The organism is Neolewinella xylanilytica (genome assembly GCF_002934605.1).
Lineage (GTDB): Bacteria > Bacteroidota > Bacteroidia > Chitinophagales > Saprospiraceae > Neolewinella > Neolewinella xylanilytica.
This window is the reverse complement of record NZ_PTJC01000006.1, coordinates 1,274,767-1,295,829: the sequence shown is the minus strand read 5'-3', so window position 1 is coordinate 1,295,829 and position 21,063 is coordinate 1,274,767. Positions and strand designations below refer to the sequence as shown.

Annotated in this window: 19 protein-coding genes; 11 read left to right on the top strand and 8 right to left on the bottom strand. The window is 60.8% G+C overall.

Annotation, left to right across the window (positions count from 1 at the left end):
• Positions 1-31: 31 nt before the first annotated feature.
• The 7 genes from CLV84_RS14720 to CLV84_RS14690 all read right to left on the bottom strand — a co-directional run bounded on the left by CLV84_RS14720 (position 32) and on the right by CLV84_RS14690 (position 8,568).
• Entirely contained in the window at positions 32-2,431 is a 2,400-nt protein-coding gene (locus CLV84_RS14720) for a 3-hydroxyacyl-CoA dehydrogenase/enoyl-CoA hydratase family protein (RefSeq protein WP_104420538.1), read from the bottom strand.
• Between the two features lie 431 nt (positions 2,432-2,862).
• The gene (locus tag CLV84_RS14715; protein WP_104420537.1) at positions 2,863-3,618 is read right to left on the bottom strand and encodes a hypothetical protein; all 756 of its coding nucleotides are present in this window, start codon (positions 3,616-3,618) and stop codon (positions 2,863-2,865) included.
• Positions 3,619-3,632: 14 nt separating this feature from the next.
• Entirely contained in the window at positions 3,633-6,086 is a 2,454-nt protein-coding gene (locus CLV84_RS14710; protein WP_104420536.1) for a YfhO family protein, read from the bottom strand.
• Between the two features lie 9 nt (positions 6,087-6,095).
• Positions 6,096-7,136 (bottom strand): NAD(P)H-dependent glycerol-3-phosphate dehydrogenase, encoded by a 1,041-nt coding sequence (locus CLV84_RS14705; RefSeq protein ID WP_104420535.1) that lies wholly within the window; start codon positions 7,134-7,136, stop codon positions 6,096-6,098.
• Between the two features lie 203 nt (positions 7,137-7,339).
• Positions 7,340-7,738 carry an RNA-binding S4 domain-containing protein gene (locus CLV84_RS14700; protein WP_104420534.1) on the bottom strand — a complete coding sequence of 133 codons (399 nt, stop codon included), beginning with the start codon at positions 7,736-7,738 and terminating at the stop codon, positions 7,340-7,342.
• Positions 7,739-7,747: 9 nt separating this feature from the next.
• Complete coding sequence (locus CLV84_RS14695; RefSeq protein WP_104420533.1) at positions 7,748-7,969, bottom strand: hypothetical protein; 222 nt, start codon at positions 7,967-7,969, stop codon at positions 7,748-7,750.
• 41 nt (positions 7,970-8,010) lie between these two features.
• The gene (locus CLV84_RS14690) at positions 8,011-8,568 is read right to left on the bottom strand and encodes a GNAT family N-acetyltransferase (RefSeq protein ID WP_104420532.1); all 558 of its coding nucleotides are present in this window, start codon (positions 8,566-8,568) and stop codon (positions 8,011-8,013) included.
• Positions 8,569-8,715: 147 nt separating this feature from the next.
• Here CLV84_RS14690 and CLV84_RS14685 point away from each other — a divergent pair, with 147 nt between their 5' ends.
• The 9 genes from CLV84_RS14685 (at position 8,716) to CLV84_RS14645 (ending at position 17,879) form a co-directional block, all read left to right on the top strand.
• On the top strand, positions 8,716-9,618 hold the full coding sequence (locus CLV84_RS14685; RefSeq protein WP_104420531.1) for an MBL fold metallo-hydrolase: 903 nt from the start codon (positions 8,716-8,718) through the stop codon (positions 9,616-9,618).
• Positions 9,619-9,756: 138 nt separating this feature from the next.
• Complete coding sequence (gene uxaC / locus CLV84_RS14680; protein ID WP_104420530.1) at positions 9,757-11,163, top strand: glucuronate isomerase; 1,407 nt, start codon at positions 9,757-9,759, stop codon at positions 11,161-11,163.
• Positions 11,160-12,194 carry a sugar kinase gene (locus CLV84_RS14675; protein WP_104420529.1) on the top strand — a complete coding sequence of 345 codons (1,035 nt, stop codon included), beginning with the start codon at positions 11,160-11,162 and terminating at the stop codon, positions 12,192-12,194. The genes uxaC and CLV84_RS14675 overlap by 4 nt, the downstream gene beginning before the upstream one ends.
• Positions 12,195-12,259: 65 nt before the next feature.
• Entirely contained in the window at positions 12,260-12,928 is a 669-nt protein-coding gene (locus CLV84_RS14670) for a bifunctional 4-hydroxy-2-oxoglutarate aldolase/2-dehydro-3-deoxy-phosphogluconate aldolase (RefSeq protein WP_104420528.1), read from the top strand.
• Positions 12,925-13,914: a TRAP transporter substrate-binding protein gene (locus tag CLV84_RS14665; protein WP_104420527.1), complete on the top strand. Its 990-nt coding sequence runs from the start codon at positions 12,925-12,927 to the stop codon at positions 13,912-13,914. Before CLV84_RS14670 ends, CLV84_RS14665 begins: the two co-directional genes overlap by 4 nt.
• Positions 13,904-14,332: a TRAP transporter small permease gene (locus tag CLV84_RS14660; protein WP_104420526.1), complete on the top strand. Its 429-nt coding sequence runs from the start codon at positions 13,904-13,906 to the stop codon at positions 14,330-14,332. The genes CLV84_RS14665 and CLV84_RS14660 overlap by 11 nt, the downstream gene beginning before the upstream one ends.
• On the top strand, positions 14,332-15,618 hold the full coding sequence (locus CLV84_RS14655; RefSeq protein WP_104420525.1) for a TRAP transporter large permease: 1,287 nt from the start codon (positions 14,332-14,334) through the stop codon (positions 15,616-15,618). The genes CLV84_RS14660 and CLV84_RS14655 overlap by 1 nt, the downstream gene beginning before the upstream one ends.
• An 81-nt stretch (positions 15,619-15,699) precedes the next feature.
• Positions 15,700-16,290, top strand: coding sequence for a Uma2 family endonuclease (locus tag CLV84_RS14650; protein WP_104420524.1), 591 nt, complete (start codon positions 15,700-15,702; stop codon positions 16,288-16,290).
• A gap of 416 nt (positions 16,291-16,706) precedes the next feature.
• Entirely contained in the window at positions 16,707-17,879 is a 1,173-nt protein-coding gene (locus tag CLV84_RS14645; protein ID WP_104420523.1) for an alpha/beta hydrolase, read from the top strand.
• Between the two features lie 90 nt (positions 17,880-17,969).
• Here the strand turns inward: CLV84_RS14645 and CLV84_RS14640 are convergent, their stop codons facing one another.
• Complete coding sequence (locus tag CLV84_RS14640; RefSeq protein WP_104420522.1) at positions 17,970-18,452, bottom strand: YciE/YciF ferroxidase family protein; 483 nt, start codon at positions 18,450-18,452, stop codon at positions 17,970-17,972.
• A gap of 176 nt (positions 18,453-18,628) precedes the next feature.
• On the opposite strand from CLV84_RS14640, the gene CLV84_RS14635 reads away from it, so the two are divergent.
• Together CLV84_RS14635 and CLV84_RS14630 are read left to right on the top strand one after the other, a co-directional pair.
• The gene (locus CLV84_RS14635) at positions 18,629-20,023 is read left to right on the top strand and encodes a c-type cytochrome domain-containing protein (RefSeq protein ID WP_104420521.1); all 1,395 of its coding nucleotides are present in this window, start codon (positions 18,629-18,631) and stop codon (positions 20,021-20,023) included.
• 8 nt (positions 20,024-20,031) lie between these two features.
• The gene (locus CLV84_RS14630) at positions 20,032-21,054 is read left to right on the top strand and encodes a twin-arginine translocation signal domain-containing protein (RefSeq protein ID WP_104420520.1); all 1,023 of its coding nucleotides are present in this window, start codon (positions 20,032-20,034) and stop codon (positions 21,052-21,054) included.
• Positions 21,055-21,063: the final 9 nt, after the last annotated feature.

Genomic DNA, 21,063 nt, shown 5'->3' with positions numbered 1-21,063 from the left:
GATGTTTCGGTTTGCGATGATGGACTAGCTACTAGTTCCGCAGCGGTTTATTCGTTTGCAGCATATGCTGGATACGCTCCAACGTCTTCTGCTCGCCGCAGAGACTGAGGAAGGCTTCCCGCTCGATATCCAGCAGATACTGCTCGCTGACCTGTTGGGTGCCGGTCAGGTCGCCACCGCAAAGCACCCAGGCCACCTTTTTGGCAATCTTGATGTCGTGTTCGCTGGCGAAGTGCCCCCGCCGCAGTTCGTTCGCTGCGGCGTAGAGCGCGGCGAGCCCACCACGGCCGAGCACGGTGATGTCGTCCCGTTGCCGGGGCATGGTGTACCCGTCATCGGCCAGGTCGAGGGCCATGCGTTTGGCCTCGGCGATGTTGCGGTCTTTATTGACAACCACTTTGTCCCGGCCCTCGATGAGGTAACCGTAGTTGTAGGCTTCGTAGGCACTCGTCGAAACCGATGCCATGGCGATAGTCTTAAAGCGCTCGATGAGGGTGGGGATCATTACGTCGCCTTCGAAAAAGCTGTCGCTGGTCCGCAGCGCGAACTCCTTGGTGCCGGCGCCGGCGGGAATGACCCCGATTCCGGCCTCCACCAACCCGATGTAGCTCTCGGCGGCTACGGCCGCTCCGTCACAGTGCATAACGGTTTCGCAGCCGCCACCGAAGACGTAGCCCTGGGTCGCGGCGATCACCGGCAGGGCGCTGTACCGAAGGCGCATCACGCTCTGCTGAAAGAGATTCACCGCCATGTTTAATTCTTCGAACTCCTGCTGGTAGGCCAGCTGGGCGATCATCATCAGATTGGCACCGACGCTGAAGTTATCCGCCCCGTTGCCGATGACCAGCCCCCGCCACCCTTCTTCTTCCAGCTGGGTGATCGCTTCCTGGTAACCCCGGAGTACCCCCTCACCGATGCTGTTGTAGGCGCTGGTAAATTCCAGGCAGGCAACGCCGTCACCGATGTCGTGCACGGTGACTTCGCTGTTTTTGTACACCGGCTTCTGTTCGCGCAGGTTGTCCAGAATGATGAACTGCTCGGTGCCGGGTTTGACTTTGTATGTTTTGCTTGCTACGTCATAGTACTTTAGCTGACCGCCCTCCCGCTTGTAGAAGCTGTCATGGCCGGCGGATTGCATATCCCTGACCCACTGGGGTATCGTCGCCCCGTCTTCTTTGGCGGCCTCCATACCGGCTTGCAAGCCTACCGCATCCCAGTACTGGAACGGCCCCATCTTCCAGGCGTAACCGGCCCGCATGGCATCGTCGATGCTATAGAGGTTATCGCTTACCTCGGGGATGCGGTTGGCGCTATAGGCAAACAGCCCGCCCAGCATCCGCCGGACGAATTCACCACCTTTGTCCTCCGATTTGAAGATGGCCTGTACCCGGCGTGGCAGGTCGTCGATCTGTTTGGCGGTCTTCAAACTGGGGAGGTCTTCCCGCTGCGGCTCCTCGTATTGCAGCGTTTTCAGGTTGAGGCCAAGAATCACCCGGTTGCCCTCGGCATCGGTCGTTTTTTTATAGAAGCCCTGACCGGTCTTATTGCCGAGGAATTTATTGTCAAGCAAAAATTGGTAGTACTGCGGGATTTCCATCACCGCGCTGGCCTCGTCGTCGGGGGCGTTTTCGCGGATACCCGTCATGACGTGGGCACCGGTATCGTGCCCCACCAGATCGCCAAGGCGAAAGGTTCCGGTCTTCGGGCGACCGAGCGCGGGACCGGTCAGTTTGTCTACCGTTTCGATCCTCAACCCGAGTTCGTCGGTCAGGGAGTAGCTCTTGGACAGGCTGTAAACCCCGATCCGATTACCGATAAAGGCGGGCGTATCCTTGGCCATGACGGTGGTCTTGCCGAGGTAGAGATCACCGTAGTGCATAAAGAAATCCAGCACTTCCTGCTTGGTATCGGGGCCGGGGATGATCTCGAACAGCCGCAGGTAGCGGGCCGGATTGAAAAAGTGCGTGCCGCAGAAATGCTGGCGAAAATCCTCGCTCATCCCCTCCTGGATCATCCGGATGGGAATTCCCGAAGTATTGGTCGTGATCAAACTACCCTTCCGGCGCACCTTATCGACCTGACCCAGCACCTTCTGCTTGATGTCGAGGCGCTCGACAACGACCTCGATGATCCAGTCGTAGTCACCGAGCTTTTCCATATCGTCGGTGAAGTTGCCGACGGTAATGCGTTTCGCGAAGTCTTTGTCGTAGAGCGGCGCGGGCTTGGACTTGATGGCGTCCTGCAGGGCTTTCGCCGCTACGGAATTGCGCACCTGGGGGTTGGTCTCGGTCTCGGACATCTCCCGGGGGAGGATGTCGAGCATCAGGACTTCCAGTCCGATGTTGGCGAAGTGGCAGGCGATTCCGGAGCCCATTACCCCGGAGCCGAGAACGGCCGCGCGGCGGATGTGTCGTTGGGTGCGTTTGGTCATATCATGATCGTTTAGCGAAAATTCGCTGGCTAAGATAGATAAAATGAAATTCCGCCGGCAAAGGTTGACCGAACGACCACCGGCCGCGCCCGAACCTGGTCCGGTCGGAGCTTATCCGGGTCGAGCCCGTGGGGCCGCCTATCCCGAAAAGCTATCCGGAAACCTTTACCGGCATCGCTGCCTTCCGGTTCGCTTCCCGCGGGACCTTTTACGGTAAGGCGGCGTTCCGGCCCGATAAGAGCGGAAAAGTTGTCCGGTTTGCGAGGTAACCCATCAACCAAGTACAAGGGGGGTCCCGGCTTCGGCGGAATTGGCCGGCTAAGTTGCTACGTTGCCGGCCGTATGGAGGATTCAGCGCAGGCGTAGGGGATACCCCCCGGTGAGCAAGTAGCCTAGGGTACGGGCGGTGTTAGCGATCCAACGGAAGGAATTCAGTCCCGCCGTAAAAAAGTCTGCCGGATGATGTAACCCTTGTCCGCCTTCTCGTCCCAGCTCAGTTCATCGCAGTTGGATTGCGTATTGATGCACTGGGAGTGACGGGCGTCCACAAAGCGTTCCACCAGGCCGATGCCCGGGGCGTACCACTCGTACGCCACCCGGTATTCGACGAGATTGTCGGTGACATCCGCCTGCCGGACGACGACGACGCTATCCACCTGCAAACCGGTGCGCAAGTCGACCGCCGTATCCGTATTGAGGTAGCGGTAATTCCAGCCTTCGTAGACGTCCAGAAGCTCCCCGCCTACAAAGACCTGTCGGCTGTCATCGAAGCCGCGGTTCCCGTCCCAATTAACGCCTTCCCGTAACGGGCTGACCAATTTGGTGAAAGTGAGGTTATCTTCCGACCGCACCAGGCTCGAGCCGTCCCGGTGAACGGTAAACGTCTGCTTGAATTGAAAGGGGGCGGATTCGTTACGGCGTTCCCAGCGCTCCCCACGATAGTAGGTGGACCCGTCGCCGCCCACGAAAGTTTCTACCAGGGTTTCCCGGGCTTCGGTGGAGCTGCTGTCGTAGCGCACCCCTCCGACCGCCCGCACCAAGATGACGCTGTCGACCTGGAAGTAAGTGGGCTGGTTGAGTTCCAGCGGGTAGTAAACTTCCAGCGGATCGGCCAGGGGCGCCAGGGGCGCTTCCTCACAGGCTAATACACCGAGCAGGGCCAAACAAAAAATCGAGCTTCGTACCATTCGTTTTAGGATTATCACGCGCTTGTGCGGGGGGAACGGTATTGGTATACCAGTGCCCCCACTACCCCGAATAAGATCAGAACGCTGCACACCAGGGAGATGGTACGCCCGAATGCGTAACTCGAGGGCGCGAAGGTCATCACGATCTCGTGGTCACCCGCCGGGACCGGCAGCGCGCGCAGCGCGTAATTGGCCCGGATCAACTGGGCGGGTTGGCCGTCGATGGTAGCTTCCCAGCCTAGGTCCGGACCGTACCAGATCTCGGAGAAAACGGCCAGCTGATCGCTGTCGGAACGGAAGCGGTAGGTGAGCCTGTTCGGGGCATAACTCGTTAGTTCGATGGTACCCTGGCCGTTTGGGTTCAGGGCGCCGAGCGCGGGTGCAAAGGCTTCCTCCACAATAGCCGTATTCCGCAAATCCTCCACCGTTCCCAGTGCGGCGAATTCTGCGTCCGCCCCCTGCACGAAATCAATCTCCTCTACCAGCCAAGCATTGCCAAAGGCGTCGGGATTTTGCTGAGCGCGAAGTTCCCCGCCCTCGCCGGGAATGAGGAAATACTTCGTGTTCAGCATGTTGATCACCTGCGGATCCCGCCGGGCGAGGTAACCGTCGATCAGGTCTTGGTAGCGGCGCATCTTAACGGCGGAGTAGCCCCCGAGGCTCTTGTGAAAGTAGCTCGTGAAGGCATCCTGGTCGAGGGGGCGGGAGAGGTTAAGTACGCGGTAATTGGGATCCGGGTCCTGGAGGATTTGTTGGTCCGCCGGACTCGGCTGTACCACATTGCTGACGACCCGGTTCGGCTGGAAGTCGTCGTGGGTAAGGTAACGGCTATTGATGCCGGCAAAGTCAGCCAGGGCGAGTATCCCTATGGCTACAGCTCCCCAGGTAAGCGACAGGCTTCCCTTCCAGAGCAGATAGATGGCTCCGTAAGTAAGGCCGACGAACAGCAGGCTGCGCATGGCGTCGTCGAAGTAGAAGTCCGAGCGCGTAGCTTCCAGTGCACCAACCAGTTGGTTGACGTCGCCCTGCCCGCCGGTGAAGCGGGCAATCTGGGCCGCGTCCTGGGCCGCGGTGAAGTCGAAGGTAAAACCGAGCAGGACGACCAAGACACCAAGCGCCGCGGCGGTATAGCCGGCGAATTTGAGTTGACGACCCGCCGCAAGGCCGTCGCCAGCCGCCAGTTTGATCCACCGGTGCATGCCCAGGAGCCCGAGGGTGACCATCAGGAAAGCGGATACGCTCAGGGCGGAGTTAGGGGTCCGGAAGTTATTTAGCAGCGGAAGGTAATCGAAGAGCAGCCGGTTGATGCCACCGGCGTTGTTCCCCATACTTAATAGAAAGATGAGGGCCGTGCCCCCCGCGAGCCACACCCTGGCGGTGGTGGAAGCCGTAAAGAGCCCAAAGACGAACAGGGCCCAGGCTACCGCCCCGAGGTAGATCGGCCCCTCGGTGAAGGGCAGGCTGCCGTGGTAGAGCGGAGCCTGGAAAGTAGCCGGGAGTCGGAACCCCGCGCGGGTCATCGCTTGTCCGAAATCGGTATCCCGCTCGATCTCCTGACCGCTGCCGCCACCCGCTGCGAGGGGAGCGTAGGTAGCGATCATGTCTTTAAAGCCATTGCTCCACTGCATGGCGTAATCGTAGTCCAGCCCCCCGGCCTCCGTGGCCTGGGCCGCGCCGGCTTCGGCCGCCGGGCTACTCAGTACCGAGCCGCCCCGCATCGACTGCGGTAAATACTCGGAAGTGGTGAGTAGGTTACTTGCTCCGGCCCCCATAGCGAGTGCCAGGCCCACGAGCAGGGCTCCCATGGCCTTCGCGAATTCGACGAGCGTACCCTGCTGATAGTGGCGGATCAGTTCGGCTAGGCCAAGGAAAGGAAGGGTAAGCCCGAAATAGTACAACATCTGGGGGTGGTTGGCCAGGATCGACAGCCCCATGCCCAGGGCGAAGACCGCCCCACCTAGCAGGTACTTGCTGCGGAAGGCAAGCAGTACGCCGGCGGCTACCAGCGGTAAGTACATGATTACCCCTAGTTTGCTGACGTGGCCGGCCTCGTAGAGTACGATGTTGTTCGTTGCGATGGCCGTGGCGATGGCTCCGGCCAGGGCCAACCAGTGGTTGACCCCGAGTAACACCATCATCAGGTAAAAGGTCAGCATGCCGCAAAAGACGTAGCCGGCCGGTCCGCCCAGGAAGCCCCGGAATACCTGATTCGCCAGGGTCAGCTGGTTACCCGCCGATACGGCCGAGATTTGATAGGTCGGCATTCCGCCGAACATGGCGTTCGTCCAGTTGGTCCGCTCGCCAGTCTGGTCCCGAAACTCGTTGAGTTCCCGGGAAGCGCCGCGGTATTGCACGATGTCCCCCTGCTGTAGCGACTCCCCCTGAAATTGCGGCAGAAACAGCACCACCACGGTAAGGAAGAACAGGACCAGGGCGAGCAGGTGGGGCCAGAGTTGTTTGATAGTCATACGGTAAGCTTAGAGAAAATCTACGTCTACGTCGTAAGGATAGGTGATCAGGTAGTTCATGGCCTCGTCGACGGGGAAACCCTCGAAAACGATTTGGTACAGCATCTCGGTGATTGGCACCCGGAGCCGCATACTCCGTGCCAAATGGCGGGTAATCATGAGGGTGCGCACCCCTTCGGCGAGCTCCTGGCTGGTGGCCATCACTTCCTGGAGGCTTTCGCCGGATCCGATGCGGTAGCCGAACATGTAGTTGCGGCTCTTGCGTGAGGTGGCCGTGGCGATGAGGTCGCCGATGCCGGCCGTCCCGAAAAAGGCCCGCTTATCGCTTCCCAGTGCTTGGCCGAAGTGAACCATCTCGACCAGGCCGCGGGTTACCAGCATGGCTTGGATGTTCTTCCCCAGCCCGATGCCCTTCAGGATACCCGATCCGAGGGCGATGACGTTTTTCAGTACGCCGGCCAGCTCGGCCCCCAGGAGGTCGTGGGTACCGAAGACGTGAAGCTGCTGCGACTTCAGCACCACTTTCGCCCGGTTGATTACCTCGTCGAATTTGCTGGCAATGACGGAGGCCGAAGGCTGACCGTCCAGAAGCTCGCGGGCGAGGTTCGGTCCGGTAAGCGCCCCCACCCGTACCACTACGCTTTCCTGGCGGATCACGTCGGTCATGGTATGCACGTTGCGGCGTTCGATTCCCTTCGTGCGGATATCCTTTTCCTCGATGCCGGTCACGTCCAACCCCTTGGTGCCGTGGATCAGGACGTGGCTCGGCCTAAGGTGATCCGTGACGCTGCGCATCATTTCCCGGAAGTTATCCGATGGGACAATCGGCAGAATGAGCTGGCAACGCTCGGCTACCTCCCCGAAATCATTGACCAGCCGGACCCGCTTGTGCAGGGGAACCCCAAAGCGGAAGCGCTCGCGGTTGAGCCGCTCGGTGAGTTCGGCGCTGCGGCTATAGACCAGCACGTCGGTGTTCAGCGCCAACAAATTGGCCATGGCGGTACCGAAAGTACCCGCCCCGATCACCCCTACCGGTTCTGCTTTGGACATCCATGAAGATTGAGGGGGCGAAGGTACGGTGCGTAGATCATCTTAGCCCGGAGGGCACTCAACCTCGGAACGTTCATGGCTCGAGTAAAATCCAGGGTCGAGACTTTCCAAGGCGAGCGGGGAAGCGCCAGAACAGCACTGCGGAAGTAGCAGTCATCCACGGTGAGTTGGTGGGCGTAGCTTCCTCCTGGATACGCCCGCTTCTATTCCGTATCCGACCGCGGATCTTCTTTGAACGACTCGATCTCCCGCCGCTCCCGCTTCGTGGGGCGGCCCGCTCCTTTCTCCCGAAACTCGCCTTTAGACTTACCGACAAACCAGTCCTTATACTTATTCATCTCGTCTTCGGGGGTGTGATCGACGTAGCAGGTGACGGCCAGGGGCGCCCCTACCCGTTTGTTGAGCAACTTGACGACTTCAATCTCCAGGTTGAAGCCTTCCTTCTGCACCTGGAGGCGGTCCCCCTCCGTCACGGTGCTGCTCGGTTTGACGGGCTGCTGGTTGATGCGGACCTTACCCTTCTTGACCACGTCGGTGGCCAGGGTTCGGCTCTTGAAGATGCGCACGGCCCACAGCCATTTATCGATTCTTACTTTGTCCATACCGGGGGATTACTCCACTAATTCGTACTCAATATCGAGCTTTCGCAGGCTTCGGTAGGCCGAGCTCTCATTAAAGCTCACCTCAATCTCAACGGGCGAACCCGCCAATAAAATATCGGTGTACTCCGTGGCGGTGCCGGAATCGACGTCGTCGGCAATATCCTCGATGGTGCGGGCGATGGCACGCCGGTCCGGCCGGAGGGCGTCGCACTGAAGTAGTCTTACGGTCATGGGCGCAAGATACGGCAGTCCGAGAAAATAAACAAATTGTTTCAAGTGCCGGAACCGCTCCGCTGCCACTCCCGCCGTAGGATCCGGTACTGCACGACGGTCCAGGCGTTACCGTCCTTGATGATGAAGTCGTCCAGGGTGCCCTCCAGCTTCAGTCCATTGGCCAGGAGGACCCTGCCCGAGGCCGGGTTGTCGTCGCGGTGATTGGCCTGGATGCGGACCAGGTCGGTATGGCGAAATCCGAAATCGATTACCGCGCCAACTGCTTCCCGGGCGTAGCCACGGCCCCGGTACGGTGCCCCCATCCAGTAGCCGAGCTCGGCGTAGCCGAACTTCGGTGAGATGTGTAGCCCTACGGCCCCCAGCATTTCCCCGTTCTCGGGGTTGCGGATGGCGAAGGAAAAGGCGTGATCTTCCGCCCACCCCTCGTTAATGGCGGCCAGCCACGTGATGGCGGCGGCTTCCGTGTACGGATGGGGAACGGACAGGGTGAATTCGGCGATCACCGGGTCGTTGGCCAGCTCCACGATGCGGCCAGCATCCGCCAGTTCGGGTTTGCTGAGGAGTAGGCGGTCGGTGCGGAGTTCAGGGGCTTGCATCGGGTCTGTTTGATGGGGTAACGGTGGAAGGTACTCGGTTAGTTGCACTTTCCGTTCCCGCGCTCCGGCGCAAAACCCCCGCGCTTGAAAAGTCTGCCCGATGAATTCCGTAGCGCGAGGCGTACCTTATCGGGCAAACCGACAAGCATGCGCAGACGCCGCTTTTTAACCACCACCACCGCCCTGGCGGCCGGCACCCTGCTGCGCCCGTTGGCGGCCCGTTCCTCCCTATTCCTCCCACCGGCGGTAACCATGATCCGTGATAATGTCGGCTTCTACACGGAGCGCGGTGGCACGATCGGCTTCTACCACCCGCAGAACGGGGTCGGCGGCGTGGTGATCGACTCCCAGTTTCCGGATGCGGCAACCAATTTCCTCGGGCAGGTTTTCGGTAATGACGCCCCACTCGATTTACTGATCAATACCCACCACCACGGCGACCATACGGGCGGCAACGGGGTGATCGCCCCGCTGGCCCGGGACTACGTCAGCCACGAACGGGCGCATGCTAACCTCGCAACCAGCGAGGCCAAGCGTACCGAAGGGGAAGCCGTGCCGCTGCCCAAGACCACCTTCGCGAAGGAGTGGTCGGTCGAACTGCCCGGCGCCACCGAGACCGTGACCGCCCGCCACTTCGGCCCGGCCCACACCGGAGGGGATGCCGTGATCCACTTTGAAAATGCCAACGTGGCCCACCTCGGCGACCTGCTGTTTAACCGGCGCTTCCCCTACGTGGACCCGGAGGCCGGCGGCAACCTCACCAACTGGATCGACGTGCTCGGAAAGATCCGGAAGACCTACGACCGGGATACGGTGTTCATCTTCGGCCACGCCGCGGAGTCCTACCCGGTGACCGGCGACGTGGACGACGTGGCTTCCTTCCGGGATTATCTGCGCAACCTGCGGTCGTACGTAAAAAAGGAAAAGCGGAAAGGAACCACCCTCGAGCAACTGAAGGCGAAAACCACCACCATCCCCAACGCCCCGGAATGGCGCTTCGGCGACCGGTTGCGGGACGTCAATCTGGAGGTGATGTGGGGGGAGGTGTAGGGGGATGGCGCCGGACTTTCCGGTAAGGTATCTTTTCACTTTTCCGGTGCAAAGTTTCACATATACCATTACCCCACCACCTTTGGATAGCTGCCTACCCAGCTATTCCTATATTGGCCGGCCCAAAGTAGTTGATGCATGCAGAATCCGATTGTCGCCGAAAATTTCCTCCTGGAAACCGACGCAGCCCGTAAGCTTTATCACGATTATGCGGCCGACATGCCCATTATCGATTACCACTGCCACCTGCCCCCGTCCGAGATTGCCCACGATCACCAGTTCACGAACCTGACCGACGTATGGCTGCGCGGCGACCACTATAAGTGGCGGGCCATGCGCGCCAACGGCATCCCCGAAGATGGCATCACGGGCTCGGCCAGCGACCGGGAAAAGCACCGTAATTGGGCCGCTACCCTACCCTACACGATGCGTAATCCGCTCTACCACTGGTCGCACCTGGAGCTGGACCGCTACTTCGGGATCACCGACCTGCTCGGCCCCGACAACGCCGACGCCATATACGACCAGTGTACCGAAAAGCTGCAGGGTGCCGATTTTTCCGTGCGCTCCCTGGTAAAGCGGATGAACGTGAAGGTGATCTGCACCACCGACGACCCGATCGACAACCTCGAACACCACGTGGCCATCGGTAAGGATCCCTTCTCCTGCCAGGTAGTGCCCGGCTTCCGCCCGGATAAGTCGATCATGATCGACGCCGAGGGCTACGCGGAATACATCAGCAAACTGGCTACGGCGGCCGACCGGGACATCAACGATTACAGCGACCTGCTAGCCGCGCTGCGCCAGCGCATCGACTACTTCCACGGGCTCGGCTGCCGGGTATCGGACCACGGACTCAACCAGCTCTTCGCCGAGACCTGCAGCCCGGAAGACGCCGAACGGATCTTTACGAAGCGGCTGCGGGGCGATTCGGTCACCCCGGCGGAGGCCCGGCAGTTCCAGACCGCCCTGCTCACCGAGCTCTGTAAGGTTTACCACGAGCTGGGCTGGACCCAGCAATTTCACCTCGGTGCCCTGCGGAACAACAACCAGCGCATCCTGCGCAACCTTGGCGCCGACGCCGGCGTGGACAGTATCGGCGACTTCCGCCAGGCGCAGGGAATGTCACTGTTATTCAACGCCCTGGACAATACCGATCAGCTGGCCCAGACGATCGTATACAACCTCAACCCGGCCGATAACGAGATCATGGCCACCATGGTCGGCAACTTCAACGACGGCAGCGTAGCTGGCAAGATGCAGTACGGCTCGGCCTGGTGGTTCCTCGACCAGCTTGACGGAATGGAGAAACAGATCAATGCCCTGTCCAATATGGGCTTGCTAAGCCGCTTTGTAGGTATGCTGACCGACAGCCGCTCCTTTATGTCCTTCCCCCGCCACGAATACTTCCGCCGCCTGCTCTGCAACCTGTTCGGACAGGATATCGAGCGCGGCCTGCTCCCCAACGACCAGCAGTGGATCGGCAAGATGATCCAGGATATCAGCTACAACAACGCTAAAAACTATTTTAATTTTCCCGCATGAAAGTTGTCACCTTCGGAGAGATCATGCTCCGCCTGACCCCCCCGGGTCACCTTCGTTTTTCCCAGGCCTCCGAGTTCGACGTCGTCTACGGCGGCGGTGAAAGCAACGTGGCCGTCGCCCTGGCTAACTTCGGCCTGGACGCCCACTTCGTTACCCGCCTGCCGAATAACGACATCGGTGAATGCGCGCTGATGGAACTCCGCAAACGGAACGTCAAGACGGACTACGTCGTCCGCGGGGGCGAGCGCCTCGGCATCTACTTCCTCGAAATGGGCGCCGTGCAGCGGGGCAGTAAGGTTGTCTACGACCGTGCCCACTCCGGCATGGCCACCATCGAAAAGGGGATGGTCGACTGGGACGAGGTATTCAAGGACGCCGACTGGTTCCACTGGACCGGGATTACGCCCGCCCTCTCCCAGGGTGCGGCCGACGCCTGCCTCGAAGCCATCCAGGCCGCCAACCGGCTGGGCGTACCCGTCTCCACGGACCTGAATTACCGCGCCAAACTATGGAAGTACGGCAAAGACCCCATGGACGTCATGCCCGCACTCGTGGAAGGATGTGACGTAATTCTCGGCAACGAGGAGGACGCCGAAAAGCACTTCGGTCTCCATCCCGAAGAGGTGGACGTAACCGCCGGCGGGGAAATGGACGGCAAAAAGTATCTGCCCGTCCTGAAGGAACTGATGAACAAGTTCCCCCGCTGCAAAATGACCATCACCACGCTGCGCGGTTCCGTCAGTGCCAGTCATAACAGCTGGGCCGGCGTACTCTGGGACGGCGAAAAGCTGTACGAAACCAAGACCTACCAGATCACGGACATCGTGGACCGCGTCGGCGGCGGAGACAGCTTTATGTCGGCCCTTATCTACGGCCTGCTCACCTTCAAGGACGACAAGCAGCACGCCCTGGACTTCGCCGTCGGTGCCTCCTGCCTCAAACACACCATCTACGGGGACGCGAACCTCGTGACGGTGGACGAGGTCAACAAACTCATCGAAGGCGACGGTTCCGGCCGCGTTGCCCGCTAATCCAATGTGCCTATTCTGGGGAGCCGGTGTACGCCGGCTTCCCCTTACGATCATGACCCTTTCCTATGTCCTTACATTCCCGTCTTCACACCCTGTCCGTTATCCACGAGCAGGGGATCATGCCCCTTTTCTACCACAAAGATGCCGAGCTGGGCAAGGAAGTCCTCCGCGCCTGCTACGCGGCCGGTGGTCGCCTGCTAGAATTCACCAACCGTGGTGACTTCGCCCACGAGGTATTCCGCGAACTCAACGTCTTCGCCCGCAAGGAACTGCCCGATATGGTGCTGGGCGTAGGCTCGATCAACGACGCTGCCACGGCCGCCCTGTACCTGCAGTTGGGAGCAAGCTTCATCGTGTCGGCCTCCCTGCGGGAAGACGTCGCCCTGGTCTGCAACCGCCGCAAGGTGCCCTACCTGCCTGGCTGCGCTACCCTGACGGAGATCGGCCGCGCCGAGGAACTGGGCTGTGAAATCGTCAAGTTGTTTCCCGGGAGCGTCTACGGCCCCGAGTTTATCAAATCGGTACGGGGCCCCCAACCCTGGACCAGCATCATGCCCACCGGCGGCGTAACCACCGAACTGGATAACCTGAAGGGGTGGTTCAGTGCCGGAGCCGTTTGCGTGGGCCTCGGATCGCAGTTAATCGGAAATTCGGTACTTTCCGATCGTGATTTCTCCGGGCTTACCGACAGCGTGCGGGATGCCCTGAAAATCGCGAAAGATTTGCGATCATGACAAAAGGATTGTTTTACTGCGGCTTCTTGCTGTTTTTGCTCAGTGGCTGCACCGAGGAATCCGAGGGCAGGGTGCTGCGGCTGGCCCACGGACTGGACACCAGCCATCCCGTCCACAAGGGCATGGTCAACATGGCCGAGCGCCTCGCGGAACTGTCCGACGGGGAGCTGACCATCAGCATCTACCCCAACAACCAGCTCGGCACCGAGCGCCAGAGCCTGGAGCTCCTACAGATCGGCAGCCTCGACATGACCAAGGTCTCGGCGGCGGTACTCGAGAATTTCTCCCCGGAGATCGCCGTCCTTTCCCTGCCCTACATTTTCCGGGGCCGGGAGCACGTCTATAAATTTCAGGACAGCGAACTCGGCCGGGAGATGCTGACCACCAGCGAGCAGTACCGCTTGCGCGGGCTGGTCTACTACGACGCCGGCCAGCGCTCCTTCTACACCAAGGACCACCCGGTCAACGTACCGGATGACCTGAAGGGGGAAAAGATCCGGGTCCAGCTGAGCGCCACGGCCATCGCCATGGTGCAGGCCCTGGGGGGCTCCCCTACCCCGATCTCCTACGGCGAGCTCTATACCGCCCTCCAGCAGGGGGTGGTGGACGGGGCGGAAAACAATCCGCCCAGCTTCTATACCTCCCGCCACTACGAGGTGTGCAAATTCTACACCCTGGACGAGCACACCGCCGTGCCGGACGTGCTGATGATCGGTACCGAAGCCTTCGCCCGCCTCAATGAACAAGAGCAGCAATGGCTACAGCAAGCGGCCGATGAATCCGTCACTTACCAGCGGGAGCTGTGGCAGGAAGCGGAGCAGGAAGCGCTGGACGCAGTGGAAGCGGAAGGGGTACAGATCATCCGCCCCGACAAGGGGCCATTCATCGAGCAGACCGCCCCTATCCTGGAAAGCTACCGGGACCAGCCCCGGCTGTACTCCCTGATTCAACAGATCATCGCAATGGCCCCCGAAAATGAAGGATAAGGTTGATAAAATACTGGGATACGTCCTGGTGATCATGCTCGCCGTGATGACGCTCGACGTACTCTGGGGGGTCTTCACTCGCTACGTGATGAGCAACCAGGCCAGCTGGTCGGAAGAGATGGCGCGCTTTTTACTGATCTGGATCGGTATTCTCGGCGCGGCCTACGCCAGCGGCCAACGCATGCACCTGTCCATCGACCTGCTGGACAACAAGCCGGTCAAACTTATCGCCTCCCTCATCATCCTCTTTGCCCTCGGCGTGATGGTCGTAGGAGGCACTCGCCTGGTGCTGCTCACGGCCCAGCTCGGTCAGCTCTCGCCCGCCCTGGGCGTCCCCATGTCGATCATTTACTCCGTCGTACCGATCAGCGGACTCCTCATCATCTACTACCGCCTTTCCGACTTTAAAGCCACCTGATGGAAGTCACGATCCTCGTACTCACCTTCGTCGTACTCATCGGTATCGGCATGCCCATTGCCTGGTGCATCGGCATCAGCGCTACCGTGACCATGCTGGTCAGCATTCCCAGCCTGCCCGCCCTGACCACCGTTGCCCAGCAGACCGCCTCCGGGCTCGATAGCTTCAGCCTGCTGGCCATCCCCTTCTTTATCCTCGCCGGCCAGATCATGAACCAGGGGGGCATCGCCCGGCGGCTGATTGCCTTCGCCCGCTCGCTGGTGGGGGGATTGCCCGGTGGACTGGCCCACGTTAACATCATCGCGGCCATGCTCTTCGGCGCCATCGCCGGATCGGCCGCCGCCGCAGCTTCCGCCATCGGGGAGACCGTGGGCAAAGCCATGGAAAAGGAAGGCTACAGCAAGGAATTTTCCGCCGCGGTTAACATCACTTCCTCCACGACCGGCCTAATCATTCCACCCAGTAACATCCTCATTGTCTACAGCCTGGCAAGCGGGGGGGTGAGCATCGCCGCGCTCTTCCTCGCGGGCTACATTCCGGGGCTGCTGACCGGATTCCTGCTGATGATCGTCGCCGCCATCGTAGCTAAGCGTAAGGGGTATACCACCCGGGGCACCTTTTCGCTCGGCGAGATCGGCCGCACCTTCGTGGGGGCATTGCCGAGCTTATTGCTGCTCATCATCGTCATCGGCGGCATCGTGGCCGGGGTGTTCACGGCTACCGAGGCGTCGGCCGCCGCGGTGCTCTACTGCCTGGGGCTGTCGTTCGTGTACGGCGAAGTGAAGGTATCCGACCTGCCGCAGGTTTTTCTCAACGCGGTGGGTACCACCTCCATCGTGATGATCCTGATCGCCACTTCGATCTCCATGTCGTGGATCATGGCCTTCGAAAACATCCCCCAGGACATCACGACCTTCCTGCTGGCTACGAGCGACAACCCGATCGTCATCATGATCATCATCAACCTGATCCTGCTCTTCGTCGGCGTGTTTATGGACATGACCCCTGCGGTGCTCATTTTTACGCCCATCTTTCTCCCGGTGGCCGTCCAGATCGGCATCGACCCGGTTCACTTCGGCATCATCATGATCCTCAACCTGTGTATCGGTCTGTGTACCCCGCCCGTAGGCGCCGTGCTCTTCGTAGGCGTGGGCGTGGCCGGAACCACCATCCAGAAGGTGGTGCGGCCATTGTTGCCTTTCTTCGTAGCGATGCTGGTGGCCCTGCTGATCGTGACGCTGGTGCCGGGGTTGAGTACCTGGTTGCCGGCGCAGTTTGGGTTTTAGGGTTTTTGCGGCGGAGCGCAGGTAGAAAGTTGCCAACCTGCCTACGTAAATTCACGTTTAAGCAGATGAACGCATAACGCCATGACCGCTACCGCCGATCCGAACATTGAGTTACTCGCTCATCTACACTTCATCACCGTGGAGCGGTACCACGCGATGATCGAAGCCGGCATTTTAGGAGAGGACGATCCGGTGGAATTACTGAATGGGAAGATAGTTGATATGAGCCCGATTGGACGTTTTCACGCTGTTTGTGTGCGCACGATTAACGCCCACTTCGTCCAATTGCTAGCAGGCAAGTACGTATGTAGTCAGGAGCAACCCATTACAATAAACGAGGGCTCCGAACCCGAACCGGACTACGTCATCGCCCGGCTTAGCGAACACAACTACCTCGATCACCACCCCTACCCCACCGACATCCATCTGCTCATCGAGGTAGCCGATAAAACCCTGCCGCGTGACCGGGGAGCAAAGCGGGGCATCTACGCCCGGGCCGGCATTCCCGAGTACTGGATCGTCAACCTCATTGATCGCCAACTTGAGATCTACTCCGCCCCCGATACCACAGCCGGCACCTATTCTCAGGAACGCATCCTCAACGAGCGCGATACCCTGCCCGACCATCCCCTGGCGGGTACGGTGGCGGTCAGCAAGTGGATACCCGGGTGAGCCTCAGGCAAACCGCATACTGTTCATAGCAGGACAAGATATCCCTGTGTTCCCCGCATACTTTCACTGGCCATTCATTGGCGTGAAAGCTTTTTTTGCGCCGGAGCGCAGGAGGAAAGCAGGTAACGTGCCGTACATCGACTTGCTCACCCTCATTCACCTTCTCATAACGGACCGCTAAGTAGCAAGGCGGTGAGCCGGCACTCCGGCGCAACATACCGTGGCCGTAAATCTATGACCGCATACGTGCCGAAGGGAGCACGACAGTTGGGTAGTTGAGCATAATTTTCGCAACACAGACACGATTTCCGGGTTGTACTACTCAAATATCGGCAATTTCTATTCCGAGGCCTCCCCGTTGAGTACGATTTGTACTATTTCAATGTTGGCAGCCACCCAGTTCAACGCAACCTTCCATGCAGCAAATTACCAACCCGCTGGTAGCCCCCACCCGGGCGACCTCTCTCTCCCGTCTTGTCCGTCTAGCCGGCCTGACCATCCTACTGGCCGCATCGCTGACTTCCTGCAGCGACGACGACGATCTCTTCCTTTCCGGAGACGAGCTGATGCTGATCGAGCCCATGGGTCCCAAACCCGACTACGCCCCTGACATGGACGACCAGATGTGGGCCGTCATCGAGCAATTCGTGGCCTTTGGCGACCCGGCCCTGCCTGAGCTCACCGCCCGTCAGGCCCGCATGGACCACAGCGTCACCGACGCTCTGAATACGCTGCTGGCTAAAAACAACCGGCCGGCCCCCGTGCCCGCCGTCACCACCGACCAGCGCATCCTGCCCCCCAGCTATACGCCGCAGTCCGCTCCCGACGGCATCCCCGTGCGGGTGTACACCCCGACCGATACCACTTCCGGCAACCGCCCCGGTATCGTGTATTACCACGGCGGTGGTTGGGTGATCGGATCCCTGGAAGTCTACGAGCCCTCGGCGCAGCTGCTGGCCGAGCGGACCGGCGCCGTGGTCGTATCGGTGGACTACCGCCTGGCTTCCGAGGATATGAATAAGTTTCCCGCGGCCCACGAAGACGCTTTTGCCGCCTATAAGTGGGTACGGGAAAACGCAGCGACCATCGGCATCGACTCCAGCCGCATCGCCACCGCGGGCGAAAGTGCCGGAGGCAACATGGCCGCTGCCGTCTGCCTGATGGCGCGTGACCGGGGCGTTGCCCTCCCCGTACACCAGCTCCTGGTTTACCCGGTCGCTAACAACGACCTCATGACCGAGTCCTACGAGGAATACGCCAACGCCGTGCCGTTGAACCGGCCCAATATTCTCTTCTTTACCGAGAAGTATTTCAACTCGCCGGCTGACGGTGATAATCCGCTGATCTCGCTGGTCGACGAGGCCGACCTGACCGGAATGCCGCCCGCCACCATCATTGCCGCCGAAATCGATCCGCTACAGACCGAAGGCATGCTGCTGGCGCAGGCGCTGCGGGACGCGGGAGTAACGACTACCTACCAGCTGTATCCCGGCACCACCCACGAGTTCTTCGGTACCTATGCCGTCGTACCCCTGGCAAACGAGGCCCAGGACCTGGCAGCCGATCAACTGAATGCCGCGTTCCGGTAAGGCATTGCCCAATGTATAAGCGCCGCCCCGATCTACTGACCAGGGCGGCGCTTGTCGTTGTACGGTATGGGTTACGCCGGGGCGCCTGACCTATACCGCCTTTTGGTTAATCTCCTGGATGGCCAGATCGTTTAGTTCCTCATCGAACCGAGACTCTTCGTCCAGGATCGCATCGAGTACCTCGACCATGTCGTCGTGGCCGAGGGTCATCGCGTACTTCGTAGCGGTGCCGTAACCCGAGATTTCATAATGCTCGCAGCGCTGGGCTTCGGCGATGAGGCCGGCGTCCTTGACGGCGGCGGTGGTATCCTCATCGATCATGCCCTGGCACTCCTTGATGAGGCCGGCCATGGCTTCGCACTTGACGCCGCCCGGTTTGACGTCGATGTCTTCCAGAAGCTGGCGAACGCGGTCTTGTTGCGACTTGGTCTGCTTCAGGTGATCGGTGAACATGGCCTTTAGCTTGGAATCGGAGGCGGCGGCGACCATCTTCGGGAGGATTTCCGCGTACTGTCCTTCGGCGGAGTAAAGGTCCCGTAATTGATGCTCTAGGAGGCCCTGTAGGTTTTTCATAGGATAATGTTATCTGTGGTAATTGCTATGTAGGGGCAACCCCACCCCGCAGGCGATGTTCGACCCGGGCCCGAGCACCCTTCGGACAAGGCAGTCCTGCGTAATGGGCACGCCATAGCGCGAACAGCCGGCAAATCCCTACCTTAGGCTCGGCGCGCGCCGCCCCGATTTCGATCATGCAATTACCGGTTCTCGCAGATTTCTCCCTTTTCGTCGGTCGCTTTCACCCCCTGGTGGTGCACCTGCCCATCGGCTTCCTGCTGTTGGCCGTGGTGCTGGAGTGGTGGCCGGGCCGGACCGCCCGACCGGCGGTCCGGATCGCCTGGACGCTGGGGGCCGTATCCGCCACCGTAGCGGCGGTCTGCGGCTGGTTACTGGCCGCGGAAAGTGGTGGGGGCGACACGCTATTCTGGCACCGCTGGCTCGGCGTGAGCGTGGCGGCACTTTCGATGGGCGGGATATTCGTCACCAGTCGTGGCGGCAGATTGGCCAAGGCATACGGAATTGTGGTCGCCGCCGTACTCGGACTCGCCGGTCACCTCGGCGGAAGCCTCACCCACGGGGAAGACTATCTCTATCAGCATGCCCCCGCGGTAGTCCAACGACTGGTGGGGCACGCGCCGGATTCGAGCGGCTACCGGGACTGGTCCCAAACCGACCTCGATTCCATCGCGCTGTACGCGACCTTTCTGCAGCCGGCCCTGGAGGAGAGCTGCGTCAGGTGTCACGGCGCGGGGGAACAGCGTGGCGGACTCCGACTGGACGCGCCCCGCTTCGCCTACGCCGGCGGTGACGACGGACCACTCTTCGTGGCCGGGGAACCCCTGCGCAGCCACTGGGTCGAACGGGTAACGCTGCCCCGCGACGACGTCAAGGCCATGCCCCCCGGCGGCGATCCCTGGACCTACACCCAGGTGGAGTTGCTCCGTTACTGGATCGCGGAGGGAGCGGATACCAATTTCGTCCTCGACCTGAACGAGACTCCGGAGGACCTGAAAGTCCTGCTCCGGCGGGATTACGGGCTCGATCTGCGCCCGCGCCGGTTCGTGGAAACCGTGGAAGTCCTCCCCCTGCCGGAGGCCACTATGGACGATCTACGGTCAATGGGCTGGCAGCTCGCCGTACTGCAGCCGGACGGGGGCGCGCTGGAAGTCCAGCCGAAACCGGGCGGACGGATCAGCGGCGACGACCTGCGTCAGCTGGCCGCCCTGGCCGCCGAGCAAGTGGTGTACCTGAACCTCGACGACCAGCCCCTCGACGATGCGGACCTCGCTCCCCTGCCCCGCTTCACCAACCTCAACCGCCTCCGCCTCAACGGCACCCGACTGACCAACGTAACCGTGGAATTGCTGGCGGAGCTAGCGCACCTGGAAAGCCTGAACCTGTACCGGACGCGGGTGGACGACGGCATCTTCCAGCACCTGCCAGCCTACCCCAGTCTGGAACGCCTTTACCTCTGGCAAACGCACGCAAGCTCCGAAGCGGCCGCCACCTTCGCGAGCAGCCACCCCCGGATCACCGTGGAAACCGGCGTACCGGCCGGAGCACCGCCCGCCAGTCAAACGAAATAAAGCAAGCCATGCCGACCAAGCCCACCCGCCGCCAATTCCTACAGACCGCCGGCACCCTATGCGCCACTGCCGGACTACCCACCTTGCTTACCGGGCAGCCGCGGAAGCCCGCCGCGGACACCGTCGGTCACGGTGACTTCACCTACCGCCCCGACCACCGGTGGGGCAAACTCGACGCGCGCAACACACCGGTAGTTCACTTCCACGAGATGGTGCTGGACGGCCGCGGCCGGCTCGCCTGCTCCGTCGTGAGCGACCGGGCGGACATACTCCTCTTCGACCGGGACGGCCGGGTGGTCGATACCATCCACCACGACCTTCCCGAACCCCACGGGCTTACGCTGGCGGGCGAAGGCAGCGACCAGACGTACTGGCTGACGGATTCCGCTGCCGGCCGGGTGATTAACCTCGACCTGGACGGACGGATCATCCGCGAACTGGCGGTACCCGCGGAGCACATCCCGGGAGGCAGTCAGTTCAAGCCCACGGAAACGACGGTGGCCGAAAACGGCGATGTCTACGTGGCAGACGGCTACGGCACCAACCAGATATTTCACTTCGACGGGCAGGGGAAATGTAAGATGGTGTTCGGCGGCCCGGAGCACTTCCAGTGCTGCCACGGCATTGTGATCGACAGCCGCCGCGGGGACTCGGAGCTGCTCATCACCAGCCGGAGCAACCAACAGTTTCAGCGGTGGTCCATGGACGGCCGCCACCTGGCCACTTACGAACTCCCGGGGCTGAAGATCTGCCGCCCCGTGCTCTCCGGCGAGCATACGCTATTCGCCGTCATCTGGACGAAGAGCAACTGGAACTACGACGGTATGGTAGCCGTGTTGGACAAGGACTTCCGGGTGGTTTCCCTGCCGGGAGGATCCGCGCCTAGCACGCAGGAAAGCTTCCGCGACGTGGCCTGGGACGGCCGGACCTTCCTGAACCCCCACGATGTATGCACCGACGAAGATGAAAACCTGTACGTTCCCCAGTGGCTGTCGGGCATGACTCAACCCGTGCGGTTGCGGCGGGTGTAGCGTTGGGAA